We start from the raw sequence: 12,594 nt of genomic DNA on the forward strand, positions 1-12,594 counted from the left end.
GGACCCGGCGGAGTCCGGTAAGCGGCCCCTTTGAAAGAGCCTTAGGCCGATCAGGCCTCGGTGCGCTGAGCCGGAATACCGGCCAGCAGAGCGCGCACCTCCGCCTCGCGGTAACGGCGGTGCCCGCCGAGCGTGCGAATGGACGTGAGCTTGCCCGCCTTGGCCCAACGGGTAACCGTCTTGGGGTCCACGCGGAACATGGTGGCGACCTCTGCCGGCGTCAGCAGGGGTTCAGCATCAGGGGTACGAGCGGTCATGAGCGGCCTCCTCGGGAGAACCGAACCAGGGCGGTTCTATCCTTCAAATTCTGCACCTTGGCCCGCGATGCCCGAAATGGCATAGACGGGTCGAGTCGGTTATAGGACGAACGGCTTGTCCTGGTGTCTACAACTACACCATCCGTCCAGCCCTATCGACCAAACCGCCAAAATTGACCCCTCACGGGTTCAAGGCCGACGGATGGCGATGGACCACCCCATAACGGACAGTCACTCGACAGTAACATCCGGTTACGGGAGGACCAGACCCGCCGTTTCCTCGCAAAGCACGCATCGGATCCAGAACCACCCAAAAGTGGGCACGCTCACGTGAAGTTGGGCTGGTTGTCCCATTTTTGCACATAGGGGTAAGTTCGCGTCAACGGTGAGTAGTGTCACGTTCGATAGCTATTGACCCGAACCAGGACCTTGGTCATACCGATCAGGCCGTAGGACCCGCTCAGTCTTACAAGTACCACCGACACCCGGCCCGGCCAGCGGTGACGCCCGCTCAGGCCGCCCCCGCCCCGCCCTCCGGCGCGCCCCGGCCCCCTGCCGCGCTCAGTTCGCGTATCGCAGCGCCAGCACCGACCGCCAGCGCCCCGTCAGCTCCTCGTACGCCCGCAGCGCCTCCGCCGCGTCCCCCGCCCGCAGCGCCCGCAGCCCGTCCTCCAGCTCCCCCGCCGAACGGTCCGCCAGCAACCGCTCCGGCCCCAGCAGATGCACCAGCCCCCCGTAGTCCAGCTCCACCAGCGAGCGCGGGTGGAACTCCTCCAGCCACCGCCCGACCTGCTCCGCCCCGCGCACCAGCTCCCCCTCCGGCACCGCCTCGCGCAACGCCCGGTACGCCCGGGCCACCCGCCGGCGCGCCTGCGCCATCGGCGTCAGGTAGAACAGCGCGGCCCCCTCCCCCTTCTCCCCCTGCGCCGGATCCCCGACACCACCCGTCCCGCCGGCCGGCACGAAGCAGCGGTCCTCCTCCCCGAACGGCAGGAACCACCGCACCGGCACCTCCCACCGGCTGGTCAGGATCCACGGCCGGGCGTCCGGGTGCTCGACCCGCCAGCGCTCCCGGTCCGACTCCGCGGCCTCCCGGGTGGCCGGCGGCAGCGCGGTGTCCACCAGCGCCACCGGCGCCCCCGCCCGCAGCTCCTCCAGCGCCTGCCAGCTGCGCAGCCTGGTCGCCCAGGGACAGACGTACAGCACCCCGTCCAGCGCCCGCACGAAGGCCCGGTCGCTCTCCCGCTCCGGCAGCGGGCGCGGCGTGCGGCCGACCAGCTCGGCCAGCGCGGCCCGCTGCTCCTCCAGCACCGCGGCGGCCACCGGCTGCCCGGCCTCGGCCGCGTCCGGGCCGTGCTCCGCGGCGTAGGCCTGCCAGCGCCCCCGCTCCGGCTCCGGGTAGGCGGCCAGCGGCTCGTAGACCCGCAGGTGGGCGGCGTAGGGCGGCAGTACCGAGGTGCGTACGACGGTCACGTTCTGCATCGTCGCACGCGCCGCGCCCGCCCGGGAGGGCTTCGCCCGGGCCCCGTTCGCGGACGCACTCCGCACGCCCCGTCTCACCACGCGGACAACCGGCCCAAGCTCGGGCAAGAGGGCGGATCCCAGGCGGCCGCGCGACTACTCTTCGCCTTAGGCGCCCGCACCACAGCAGCGGGCCTTCGATACTGGAGTCACCACAGTGACCGACGTACAGACCGCGTCCGCCACGCACCCCGCACCCGGCGTGCTGAGCAGGATCTTCCGTACCGAGCAGGACGGCGCCCCCGGCGACGGCCACGAGCAGGTCGTCCTCTGCCACGACCGCAGCTCCGGACTCAAGGCGATCATCGCCATCCACTCCACCGCGCTGGGCCCCGCCCTCGGCGGCACCCGCTTCTTCCCGTACGCCTCCGAGGAGGCGGCGCTGGAGGACGCGCTCAACCTCTCGCGCGGCATGTCCTACAAGAACGCGCTGGCCGGGCTCGACCTCGGCGGCGGCAAGGCCGTCATCATCGGCGACCCGAACAAGGACAAGAACGAGGCGATGCTGCGGGCCTACGGCCGCTTCGTCGAGTCGCTGCGCGGCCGCTACATCACCGCCTGCGACGTGGGCACCTACGTGCAGGACATGGACGTCGTCGCCCGCGAGACCGAGTTCGTGACCGGCCGCTCGCCCGAGAACGGCGGCGCCGGCGACTCCTCCATCCTGACCGCCTTCGGCGTCTTCCAGGGCATGCGCGCCTCCGCCCAGGCCCGCTGGGGCCAGCCGACCCTGCGCGGCAAGCGCGTGGGCGTCGCGGGCGTCGGCAAGGTCGGCCACTACCTGGTCGGCCACCTGGTCGCGGACGGCGCCACCGTCGTCGTCACCGACCCGTTCGAGGCCGCCGTGAACCGCGTGCGCGCGGCCCACCCCGAGGTCGAGGTCGTCGCCGACACCACCGCCCTGCTCCAGGCCAAGCTGGACGTCTACGCCCCCTGCGCGCTCGGCGGTGCGCTGACCGACGCCGCGGTGGCCGCGCTCGGCGAGTTCGGCACCTCCGTGGTCTGCGGCGCGGCCAACAACCAGCTGGCCCACGCCGGCGTCGAGAAGGACCTCGCCGACCGCGGCATCCTCTACGCCCCGGACTACCTGGTGAACTCCGGCGGCGTGATCCAGGTCGCCGACGAGATCGAGGGCTTCAACTTCGACCGGGCCAAGAACAAGGCCACGAAGATCTTCGACACCACGCTGGAGATCTTCACCCGGGCCGCCGCCGACGGCGTCCCGCCGGCCGTCGCGGCCGACCGCCTGGCCGAGAAGCGGATGCGCGAGATCAGCGCGCTCCGCTCGGTGCTGCTGCCGGGCGCCCGCCGCGCCTGATCCCGGCCGCCCGCGGCCCGCGGTGCGCGGGGGACGGCCGGCTTCCGTCCCCCGCGCATCACAATGTGGAACCGGATTCTCACTTCTGCGCCCGATCGGGTGATCCGAGGTCCCCCTTGGGGGGATAATCGATCCCGGAACGACGGACCTGAGACACCTCCGAACAGCGTGCAAACTGCCGCAAACCCTCCCCTGACCTGGGAAGACCCGGTCTCGGGTGCTGCCAGTGCGCGCCACGTCACACCGACGACGTACCGTCCGGCGGCGGAAACAGGTACCGTTAATGCTCCAAGGGACGGCTTCTCCTACTCCGGGCAGGCCGGTCCTGAACATGAACACGTGTCAGACTCGGGGCCGTGAGCCCCACCGTTGAGGGGGTCGACCCATGGGGCGCGGCCGGGCCAAGGCCAAGCAGACGAAGGTCGCCCGCCAGCTGAAGTACAACAGCGGCGGCTTCGACGCTAACCGTCTGTCCAACGAGCTGGGCGTATCGCCCTCTACCGCTTCGATCGAGCCGGAGCCGATCGAAGAGGAAGAGGACGACGACCCGTACGCGGAGTACGCGGCTCGCTACGCCGACGACGACGAGGACGACGACACCGATTCGGGCACCGGGCCCTCCCAGGCCCGCCGCCGCGCGTAGTCCCAGTCTGGCCTGACCGGCCCGGGTGCCCTGAGCGCCGGGCCGGTTTTCGGCGTTCCCGCACGAGGTCCGCACCCGGCAGCCGTCCGGACGCGCGGAAGGGCCCCTCCGGCCGGTGCCGGAGGGGCCCTTCCGCGCGCCCTGCCGGGACCGGCCGGGCTCAGCCCGCCGTGAAGCCCTCGTAGGCGTTGTAGAGGGCCGCGCCGCCCTCGTGCTCGTCCGAGCGCTCGACGATGTCGCCGAGCAGCCAGGCCTCGACGCCGCGGTCCTCCAGGATCGACAGCACGACGTCCACCGAGTGCGGCGGGACGACCGCGACCATGCCGACGCCCATGTTCAGCGTCTTCTCGATCTCCAGGGTGGCCATCTTGCCGACCTCGGCGACGGTCCGGAAGACCGGCAGCGGGGTCCAGGTGCCGCGGTCCAGGCGGGCGTGCAGGCCGTCCGGGATGACCCGGGCCAGGTTGGCCGCCAGACCGCCGCCGGTGACGTGCGAGAAGGCGTGGACCTCGGTGGCGCGGGTGAGCGCCAGGCAGTCCAGCGAGTAGATCCGGGTCGGCTCCAGCAGCTCCTCGCCGAGGGTGCGGCCGAACTCCTCGACCTTGCGGTCCAGCTTCCAGCCGGCCTCGTTCAGCAGCACGTGGCGGACCAGCGAGTACCCGTTGGAGTGTAGGCCGGAGGCGGCCATCGCGATCACCACGTCGCCGGCCCGGACCCGCTCGGCGCCGAGCAGCGCGTCCGCCTCGACCACACCGGTGCCGGCGCCCGCGACGTCGTACTCGTCCGGGCCGAGCAGGCCCGGGTGCTCGGCGGTCTCGCCGCCCACCAGGGCGCAGCCGGCCAGCGCGCAGCCCTCGGCGATGCCCTTGACGATCGAGGCGACCCGCTCCGGGACGACCTTGCCGACGCAGATGTAGTCGGTCATGAACAGCGGCTCGGCCCCGCACACCACCAGGTCGTCCACGACCATGCCGACCAGGTCGTGGCCGATGGTGTCGTGCTTGTCCATGGCGGCGGCGATGGCGACCTTGGTCCCCACACCGTCGGTGGCCGTGGCCAGCAGCGGCCGCTCGTAGCGCTTGAAGGCGGACGCGTCGAAGAGCCCGGCGAAGCCGCCGAGACCGCCGACCACCTCGGGGCGGTTGGCCTTCTTCACCCACTGCTTCATCAGCTCGACGGCGCGGTCGCCCGCCTCGATGTCGACGCCGGCGGCGGCGTAGGTGGCGCCGTTCTGGTTCGTGGTCACTGCGGTGCGGCCCTCTCGGGTCTGGTGGGGGTTGGAACAGCGGTGGGGTCCCGGTTCGCGGGACCCCACCGTGGGTTCTTACGGGCGGCGCAGGGCGTCGGCCGCGCCGGCACCGCCGAGCAGGGACTGGACGCCGTCCAGGTCACTGCCGCCGGCCGGCTTGCCGCGGACCGCCGGGGGCTGCTGCCCGCCCTTGATCTCGGCCTCCAGCAGGAGCTTGCCGAGCAGCGCCGGGTCGGGCAGCTCCATCGGGTACTCCCCGTCGAAGCAGGCCCGGCAGAGCTTCTCCTTGGGCTGCTTGGTGGCCTCGATCATGCCGTCGATCGAGATGTAGGCGAGCGAGTCCGCACCGAGGGTGCGGCCGATCTCCTCGATGGTCATGCCGTTGGCGATCAGCTCGGCGCGGGTGGCGAAGTCGATGCCGAAGAAGCACGGCCACTTCACCGGCGGCGAGGAGATCCGGATGTGGACCTCGGCGGCGCCGGCCTCGCGCAGCATCTTCACCAGCGCGCGCTGGGTGTTGCCGCGGACGATCGAGTCGTCGACGACGACCAGGCGCTTGCCCTGGATGACCTCGCGCAGCGGGTTGAGCTTGAGCCGGATGCCCAGCTGGCGGATGGTCTGGCTGGGCTGGATGAAGGTGCGGCCCACGTAGGCGTTCTTCACCAGGCCGGAGCCGTACGGGATGCCGCTGGCCTCGGCGTAGCCGATGGCGGCCGGGGTGCCGGACTCCGGGGTCGCTATCACCAGGTCGGCCTCGACGGGTGCCTCGGCGGCCAGCTTGCGGCCCATCTCCACCCGGGAGAGGTGCACGTTGCGGCCGGCGATGGAGGTGTCGGGGCGGGCCAGGTAGACGTACTCGAAGACGCAGCCCTTGGGCTTGGCCTCGGCGAAGCGGGAGGTCCGCATGCCGTTCTCGTCGATGGCGATGAGCTCGCCGGGCTCCACCTCACGGATGAAGGAGGCGCCGCAGATGTCGAGCGCCGCCGTCTCGGAGGCGACCACCCAGCCGCGCTCCAGCCGGCCGAGGACCAGCGGGCGGATGCCCTGCGGGTCGCGGGCGGCGTAGAGCGTGTGCTCGTCCATGAAGACGAGCGAGAACGCACCCTTGACCTTGGGCAGCACGACCTTGGCCGTCTCCTCGATGGAGAGGTCCGGATGGCCGGCGAGCAGCGCGGTCACCAGGTCGGTGTCATTGGTCGCCGCCGTCCGGCCCGAGCGGGAGACGTGCTCCTCGCCGGGCAGTTCGGCGACCATGGCCGCCAGTTCGGCGGTGTTCACCAGGTTTCCGTTGTGGCCGAGGGCCAGCGAACCGTGAACGGTCGCCCGGAAGGTCGGCTGGGCGTTCTCCCAGACCGAGGAACCGGTGGTCGAGTAGCGGGCGTGTCCGACGGCGATATGCCCGTGCAACGACCCCAGCGAGGCCTCGTCGAAGACCTGGGAGACGAGTCCCATGTCCTTGAAGACGAGAATCTGGGAGCCGTTGCTCACTGCGATGCCCGCGGATTCCTGACCGCGGTGCTGCAGGGCGTAAAGGCCGAAGAACGTGAGCTTGGCGACCTCCTCGCCGGGAGCCCAGACACCGAAGACGCCGCAAGCGTCCTGGGGGCCTTTCTCGCCGGGAAGAAGATCGTGGTTGAGTCTTCCGTCACCACGTGGCACGCCTTCGAGTCTAGGGCAGTTGGCACAGGCTTCCGGAACCCGGGAGGCCGGGATTGTCGGGCGATCGCTCGGCAACGCGCGTAGACAAAACCCCTTACCCGGGCCGGATTTCGCGGTCGCGGAATTCGGCGGGACGGCGCTCGCCCTTGTGGTTCGCGCCCGTTGGGGCTTTTCGCGTGCGGACGACACCGGGGGCGGGCGGCGGGGAACGTGAGCCTGCTCACCCGGGCCGCGCCGGCCGGCTACACGGCCGGCAGCAGCAGCCCCCAGGCACCCGGGTGGACCGTCCAGGTGCGGGCGCGGACCGGGCCCACCGGGCGGCCGTCCACCTCGTAGCCGAACCCGCGCCCCGCCACCGAGAGGGTCGCCGCCCGGGCGCGCACGAGGGTGCCGGGCGCGCGGACGACGACCTCCATCACGCCGGCGCCGGCCGCCTCGCCGGCCGGCAGGGTCACCTGGACCACCCGGACCGGGCGGTGGACGTCGGCGATGAGCTTCCCGTCCGCCTCGACCCGCAGGCGCGAGTTCGGCTCGCCCTTCCCGGCCCCGGCCCCGGCTCCGTCCGCTCCCCCGGCCGGTCCGGCGCCGGAGGTTAGTGAGGTCCCCTGCTCGGCCGCAGCCAGTTTCGCCCATAGCGAACGCCAGCCACCCGTCCGGCTCACCGCCCGGCGCGTCCCGCTGCCGGAGATCCGCACCCCGCCGAGCGCGACTCCGCCACCGTCGTCCACCAGCAGGTCCAGCTTGCGCGGCACGCCCGCGAGCACCGCCCGGGCGGCCGGTACCGGCTCCCCCGGCACGCCCAGCGCACGGGCCGCCACCAGCTCCTCCGGCCGGCCCACCGGGACCATGCCCACCGGGTCCGCCCCCAGCTCACGCTGCCGGTACAGGGCCTGGAGCACCCGCTGCAGCGCAAGATCGGAACCGATCACCACCGGTCGCCGCCGACCCCGGTGCGAAAGCACCCGGTCGAGCTCGGACGGGCTCTCCGGGTAGGCCACCTTGACGTCCGCCCCTCCGCAGAGGACGTCCTTCGCGATCCGCACCGACTCGCCGTCGGTCTGCCGGGCCGCCGGGTCGAGGAGCAGCAGAAGCGGCTCGGGGCCGCCGTTCGCAGGCGTGGACAGGGACGACACGACCGGTCCTTCCTCAGGTAATCTCTCGGTGCAAGAGCCCCTTGCGCTATTGCGCCAGGGGCTTCGTCTATCTCGGGGCAGACTGCGGCCTACGCAGGATGCCCCAACCGGAAGGGGTGTACGCCTGTGCCGGCACTCGTGCTCGTTGGCGCTCAGTGGGGGGACGAGGGCAAGGGGAAGGCGACCGACCTCCTCGGTGGCTCCGTCGACTACGTCGTCCGCTACCAGGGTGGCAACAACGCCGGTCACACGGTGGTCATCGGCGATCAGAAGTATGCACTTCACCTCCTGCCTTCCGGAATCCTCAGCCCGAATGTGACGCCGGTGATCGGCAACGGCGTCGTCATCGACCCGGGCGTGCTGCTCTCCGAGCTCAGCGGCCTGAACGAGCGCGGCATCGACACCTCCAAGCTGCTGATCTCGGGCAACGCCCACCTGATCACCCCGTACCACCGCACCCTGGACAAGGTCACCGAGCGCTTCCTGGGCAAGCGCCGGATCGGCACCACCGGCCGCGGCATCGGCCCGACCTACGCGGACAAGATCAACCGCGTCGGCATCCGCGTGCAGGACCTCTTCGACGAGTCGATCCTGCAGCAGAAGATCGAGGCCGCGCTGCACGACAAGAACCAGCTGCTGGTCAAGCTCTACAACCGCCGCGCCATCCCGGCCGAGCTGGTGCTCGAGGAGTACCTCGGCTACGCGGACAAGATCAAGCCGTTCCTGGCCGACACCACCCTGGTGCTGGACGAGGCGCTGAAGGCGGGCAAGGTCGTCCTGCTGGAGGGCGGCCAGGGCACCCTGCTCGACGTCGACCACGGCACGTACCCCTTCGTGACCTCGTCGAACCCGACCGCGGGCGGCGCCTGCACCGGCGCCGGCATCGGCCCCACCAAGATCGACCGCGTCATCGGCATCCTGAAGGCGTACACCACCCGCGTCGGCTCGGGCCCGTTCCCGACCGAGCTGCTGGACGCGGACGGCGAGGCCCTGCGCCGGATCGGCGGCGAGCGCGGTGTCACCACCGGCCGTGACCGCCGCTGCGGCTGGTTCGACGCGGTGATCGCGCGCTACGCGACCCGGGTCAACGGCCTCACCGACTTCTTCCTGACCAAGCTCGACGTGCTCACCGGCTGGGAGCAGATCCCGGTCTGCGTCGCCTACGAGATCGACGGGCGCCGCGTCGAGGAGCTCCCGTACAACCAGTCGGACTTCCACCACGCCAAGCCGGTCTACGAGACCCTGCCGGGCTGGAACGAGGACATCAGCAAGGCGAAGTCCTTCGCCGAGCTGCCGAAGAACGCCCAGGCCTACGTGAAGGCGCTCGAGGAGATGTCCGGCGCGCCGATCTCGGCGATCGGCGTCGGCCCGGGCCGTGACGAGACGATCCAGATCAACTCGTTCATCTGAGCCGCCTGGCACCCGGGGCTTGAGAGGCCCTGCGGGACACCGCGTCCCGCAGGGCCTTTCCCATGCTCCGGGAAGTTTGCACTAAGGCAATATTCCATTGCATCTAGTGCAGAGTGGCGCTACGTTCGGGATCATGACTGCGAAGCTGCCCGAACCCGTCACCCTCACCGGCCGCCACGTCCGCCTGGAGCCGCTGGACCGGGGCCACCTCGCCGACCTCTGGGCGAACGTCGGCCCGGACCCGGACGTCTGGCGCTGGATCCCGTTCGCCGAGCCGACGAGCGAGGCCGAGCTGGGGTCGATCCTGGACGTCCGGCTGGGGGAGGTGGCGGCGGGCACCGCCGTGAAGTTCGCGGTGATCGACCTGACGAGCGGGCGCGCCGTCGGCATCACCGGGTTCTACGACTTCAGGGCCGAGGACGAGCTGGTCGAGATCGGCGGCACCTGGTACGCCCGGTCGGTGTGGCGGACGCCGGTCAACACCGCGTCGAAGCTGCTGCTGCTCACATACGCCTTCGAGGAGTTGGGCATGGGCCGGGTGATGTGGAAGACCGACGCGCTCAACGACCGCTCGCGCAACGCGATCCAGCGCCTGGGCGCGCAGTACGAGGGCACCCACCGCCGGGAGAAGCGGCGGGCCAACGGCGTGTGGCGCGACACGGCGTACTTCTCGATGCTGCGGGACGAGTGGCCGGCCGCGCGCGAACGGCTGACCGGGCGGCTCGCCGCCGGCTGAGGGACGGGCCCCGGCTGCGGCCGGTCGAACGGCTCGCGCGGCTGGGAGTTGACCACCCAGACCAGCCACCCCACGAAGACCAGCGAGACGAACAGCCCGGCCAGCAGGAGAACGGCCATCAGGGGGCGACCGCCGCTGCCGCCCGCACCGCTCCGCCGTACGCCCCGATGAGTTCCACACCCCCTCATCGGCAGGCGCGTCCACGAGGTCAAGCCCCCGCCCGGCCGGCCCGGCCCGCGGGCCCGCCGCGACGGCCGGCGTTCACCTGGCGGAACGGCGGGCGGGGCGCGGGCCGGATTTCGCTACGATTGGGGCGCCCACAGTGGACCTTCGCTCTGTGCGGCAGCCCGGGAGCCGGCGTGTGTGGCGGCCTCCCGTTGCGGCCCCAGACCCTGCGCCTGTCACGGCACTCCGGGGTAGGGGTGCGTGCGGGAGAAATTGGAGCATCCGAGGATGGCTCGGCACCTGATCACCAGCGCCCTTCCCTACATCAACGGGATCAAGCACCTGGGCAACATGGTCGGGTCGATGCTCCCGGCGGACGTCTACTCCCGGTACCTGCGGCAGCGCGGGCACGAGGTGCTGTACATCTGTGCCACCGACGAGCACGGGACGCCGGCCGAGCTGGCCGCGCAGGAGGCCGGGCTGCCGGTCGCGGAGTTCTGCGCGGCGGCGCACGACCAGCAGAAGGCGGTCTACGACGGCTTCCGGCTGTCCTTCGACTACTTCGGGCGCAGCTCCTCCCCGCAGAACCGGGAGATCACCCAGGAGATCGCCCGCGAGCTGCACGCCAACGGGTTCATCGAGGAGCGGGCGATCCGCCAGGTGTACTCGAACACGGACGGGCGCTTCCTGCCGGACCGGTACATCGTCGGCACCTGCCCGCACTGCGGCTACGACAAGGCGCGCGGCGACCAGTGCGAGAACTGCACCCGCGTCCTCGACCCGACGGACCTGCTGGAGCCGCGCTCGGCGATCAGCGGCAGCTCCGACCTGGAGGTACGGGAGACCAAGCACCTCTTCCTCCTCCAGTCGAAGCTGACCGAGCAGGTGGAGCAGTGGGTCGGCGCGCACGGCGACCAGTGGCCGGTGCTGGCCTCCTCGATCGCCCGCAAGTGGCTGACCGAGGGCCTGCAGGACCGCGCGATCACCCGTGACCTGGAGTGGGGCGTGCCGGTGCCGGCCGACGTGTGGCCGGAGCTGGCGGCGGAGGGCAAGGTCTTCTACGTCTGGTTCGACGCCCCGATCGAGTACATCGGCGCCACCAAGGAATGGGCGGACGCGGCGCCGGCCGGCGAGGTCCGGGACTGGAAGTCCTGGTGGTACGAGGCCGACGAGACCGTCCGGTACACCGAGTTCATGGCCAAGGACAACGTCCCGTTCCACACGGTGATGTTCCCGGCGACCATCCTCGGCTCGCGCCGGCCGTGGAAGAAGGTCGACTACGTCAAGGCCTTCAACTGGCTGACCTACTACGGCGGGAAGTTCTCCACCAGCCAGAAGCGGGGCATCTTCACGGACGTCGCGCTGGAGCTGCTGCCGGCCGACTACTGGCGCTACTTCCTGATGGCGCACGCCCCCGAGTCCGACGACTCCAGCTTCACCTGGGACCTCTTCGCCTCCGTCGTCAACAAGGACCTCGCCGACACGCTCGGCAACTTCGTCAACCGGGTGCTGTCGTTCAGCCGGAAGCGGTTCGGCGACGACGTCCCGGCCGGGCACGCGGCGGGCGAGGCGGAGGAGCGGCTGGGCGCGCAGATCGCCGAGCTGCTGGCCGACTACGAGGCCCAGCTGGACGCGCTGAACTTCCGCAAGGCGGCGCAGAGCCTGCGCACGCTGTGGAGCGCGGGCAACGCGTACCTGGACGAGAAGGCGCCCTGGAAGCAGGTGAAGACGGACCCGGAGGCGGCCGCGCTCACCCTCCGGACGGCGATGAACCTGATCCACCTGTACGCGGTGGTGTCCGAGCCGTTCATCCCCGCCGCGGCCGCGGCGATGCGCGGGGCGTTCGCGCTCCCGGCCGACGCGCCGGCGCGTACCCGGGCGTGGGTGAGCGCGGAGGAGGCGCGGGCGCTGGACTTCGTGCCGGCCGGCACGGCGTTCACCGTTCCGCCGGTGCTCTTCGCGAAGATCACCGACGAGGACCTGGCCGCCTGGACCGCCCGCTTCGGCGGCGGCGAGTAGGCGACCGGGCGTACGGACGCACGGGCTGATCCCGGGTCACGGTGGCCCGGGGTCAGTCGGCGCTCTCGTCGGTGGTCCCGGCGGTGGGTCCGGTGGTGACCCCGGTGACGGTCTCGGCGGCGACCCACCGCAGGTAGGCCGGGCTGCCGCCGGTCACCGGGACGACGACCACCTCGGGGGTGTCGTAGTCGTGGTGCGCGCCGATGAAGGCGGTGAGGCGTTCGGCGAGGCCGGCGCGGGTCTTCAGGTCCACGCGCCACTCGAGCGTGTCCTGGACCTCGCCGTCCCACCAGTAGAGCGAGCGGATCCGCTGCACCTGCGCGCAGGCGGCCAGGCGCTCGCGGACGGCGGCGGCGGCGAGGGCCCGGGCCTTGTCCTCGGTTGCGTGGGTGGTGGTCACCACGACGACGTCAGGGGTGGTTGCCGGCATGCCGCGACGGTACCGCGCGCCGGCCGGTCCGGGGAGCGGCCGCCCGGGGAGCCG

At 71.5% G+C, this 12,594-nt stretch carries 11 protein-coding genes; 5 read left to right on the forward strand and 6 right to left on the reverse strand.

Features of this window, described 5'->3' with window-relative positions:
* Positions 1-50 precede the first annotated feature (50 nt).
* Positions 51-257, reverse strand: a complete 207-nt coding sequence (gene bldC, locus ABZ885_RS04275; RefSeq protein ID WP_014137253.1) for a developmental transcriptional regulator BldC — start codon at positions 255-257, stop codon at positions 51-53.
* Positions 258-818: 561 nt separating this feature from the next.
* Positions 819-1,739, reverse strand: coding sequence for a hypothetical protein (locus ABZ885_RS04280; protein ID WP_360183190.1), 921 nt, complete (start codon positions 1,737-1,739; stop codon positions 819-821).
* Positions 1,740-1,980: 241 nt separating this feature from the next.
* On the opposite strand from ABZ885_RS04280, the gene ABZ885_RS04285 reads away from it, so the two are divergent.
* Together ABZ885_RS04285 and ABZ885_RS04290 are read left to right on the forward strand one after the other, a co-directional pair.
* Complete coding sequence (locus ABZ885_RS04285) at positions 1,981-3,096, forward strand: Glu/Leu/Phe/Val dehydrogenase dimerization domain-containing protein (protein WP_360183272.1); 1,116 nt, start codon at positions 1,981-1,983, stop codon at positions 3,094-3,096.
* Positions 3,097-3,481: 385 nt separating this feature from the next.
* On the forward strand, positions 3,482-3,739 hold the full coding sequence (locus ABZ885_RS04290) for a DUF3073 domain-containing protein (protein ID WP_360183192.1): 258 nt from the start codon (positions 3,482-3,484) through the stop codon (positions 3,737-3,739).
* 160 nt (positions 3,740-3,899) lie between these two features.
* Here ABZ885_RS04290 and purM read toward each other — a convergent pair whose 3' ends face one another.
* The 3 genes from purM to ABZ885_RS04305 form a co-directional block, all read right to left on the reverse strand.
* Positions 3,900-4,985, reverse strand: coding sequence for a phosphoribosylformylglycinamidine cyclo-ligase (gene purM / locus ABZ885_RS04295; protein WP_360183194.1), 1,086 nt, complete (start codon positions 4,983-4,985; stop codon positions 3,900-3,902).
* A 78-nt stretch (positions 4,986-5,063) separates the two neighbouring features.
* The gene (gene purF, locus ABZ885_RS04300) at positions 5,064-6,647 is read right to left on the reverse strand and encodes an amidophosphoribosyltransferase (RefSeq protein WP_360183196.1); all 1,584 of its coding nucleotides are present in this window, start codon (positions 6,645-6,647) and stop codon (positions 5,064-5,066) included.
* A gap of 242 nt (positions 6,648-6,889) precedes the next feature.
* Entirely contained in the window at positions 6,890-7,780 is an 891-nt protein-coding gene (locus tag ABZ885_RS04305; protein ID WP_360183198.1) for a diacylglycerol kinase, read from the reverse strand.
* Positions 7,781-7,906: 126 nt separating this feature from the next.
* Here ABZ885_RS04305 and ABZ885_RS04310 point away from each other — a divergent pair, with 126 nt between their 5' ends.
* The 3 genes from ABZ885_RS04310 (at position 7,907) to metG (ending at position 12,110) form a co-directional block, all read left to right on the forward strand.
* Entirely contained in the window at positions 7,907-9,190 is a 1,284-nt protein-coding gene (locus ABZ885_RS04310; RefSeq protein ID WP_360183200.1) for an adenylosuccinate synthase, read from the forward strand.
* A gap of 133 nt (positions 9,191-9,323) precedes the next feature.
* A complete protein-coding gene (locus tag ABZ885_RS04315) occupies positions 9,324-9,926 on the forward strand; it encodes a GNAT family protein (protein ID WP_360183202.1) in 603 nt (200 codons plus the stop codon).
* A 453-nt stretch (positions 9,927-10,379) separates the two neighbouring features.
* Positions 10,380-12,110 carry a methionine--tRNA ligase gene (gene metG / locus ABZ885_RS04320; protein ID WP_360183204.1) on the forward strand — a complete coding sequence of 577 codons (1,731 nt, stop codon included), beginning with the start codon at positions 10,380-10,382 and terminating at the stop codon, positions 12,108-12,110.
* A gap of 52 nt (positions 12,111-12,162) precedes the next feature.
* Here metG and cutA read toward each other — a convergent pair whose 3' ends face one another.
* Positions 12,163-12,540 carry a divalent-cation tolerance protein CutA gene (gene cutA / locus ABZ885_RS04325; RefSeq protein WP_360183206.1) on the reverse strand — a complete coding sequence of 126 codons (378 nt, stop codon included), beginning with the start codon at positions 12,538-12,540 and terminating at the stop codon, positions 12,163-12,165.
* Between the last annotated feature and the right edge of the window lie 54 nt (positions 12,541-12,594).

It is taken from the genome of Kitasatospora sp. NPDC047058, assembly GCF_040643935.1.
GTDB lineage: Bacteria > Actinomycetota > Actinomycetes > Streptomycetales > Streptomycetaceae > Kitasatospora.

Coding starts and splice junctions, on each gene's coding strand:
- ABZ885_RS04315 (WP_360183202.1), top strand. CDS start 9,324: ATGACTGCGAAGCTGCCCGAACCCGTCACCCTCACCGGCCGCCACGTC.
- ABZ885_RS04280 (WP_360183190.1), bottom strand. CDS start 1,739: ATGCAGAACGTGACCGTCGTACGCACCTCGGTACTGCCGCCCTACGCC.
- ABZ885_RS04290 (WP_360183192.1), top strand. CDS start 3,482: ATGGGGCGCGGCCGGGCCAAGGCCAAGCAGACGAAGGTCGCCCGCCAG.
- metG (WP_360183204.1), top strand. CDS start 10,380: ATGGCTCGGCACCTGATCACCAGCGCCCTTCCCTACATCAACGGGATC.
- bldC (WP_014137253.1), bottom strand. CDS start 257: ATGACCGCTCGTACCCCTGATGCTGAACCCCTGCTGACGCCGGCAGAG.
- cutA (WP_360183206.1), bottom strand. CDS start 12,540: ATGCCGGCAACCACCCCTGACGTCGTCGTGGTGACCACCACCCACGCA.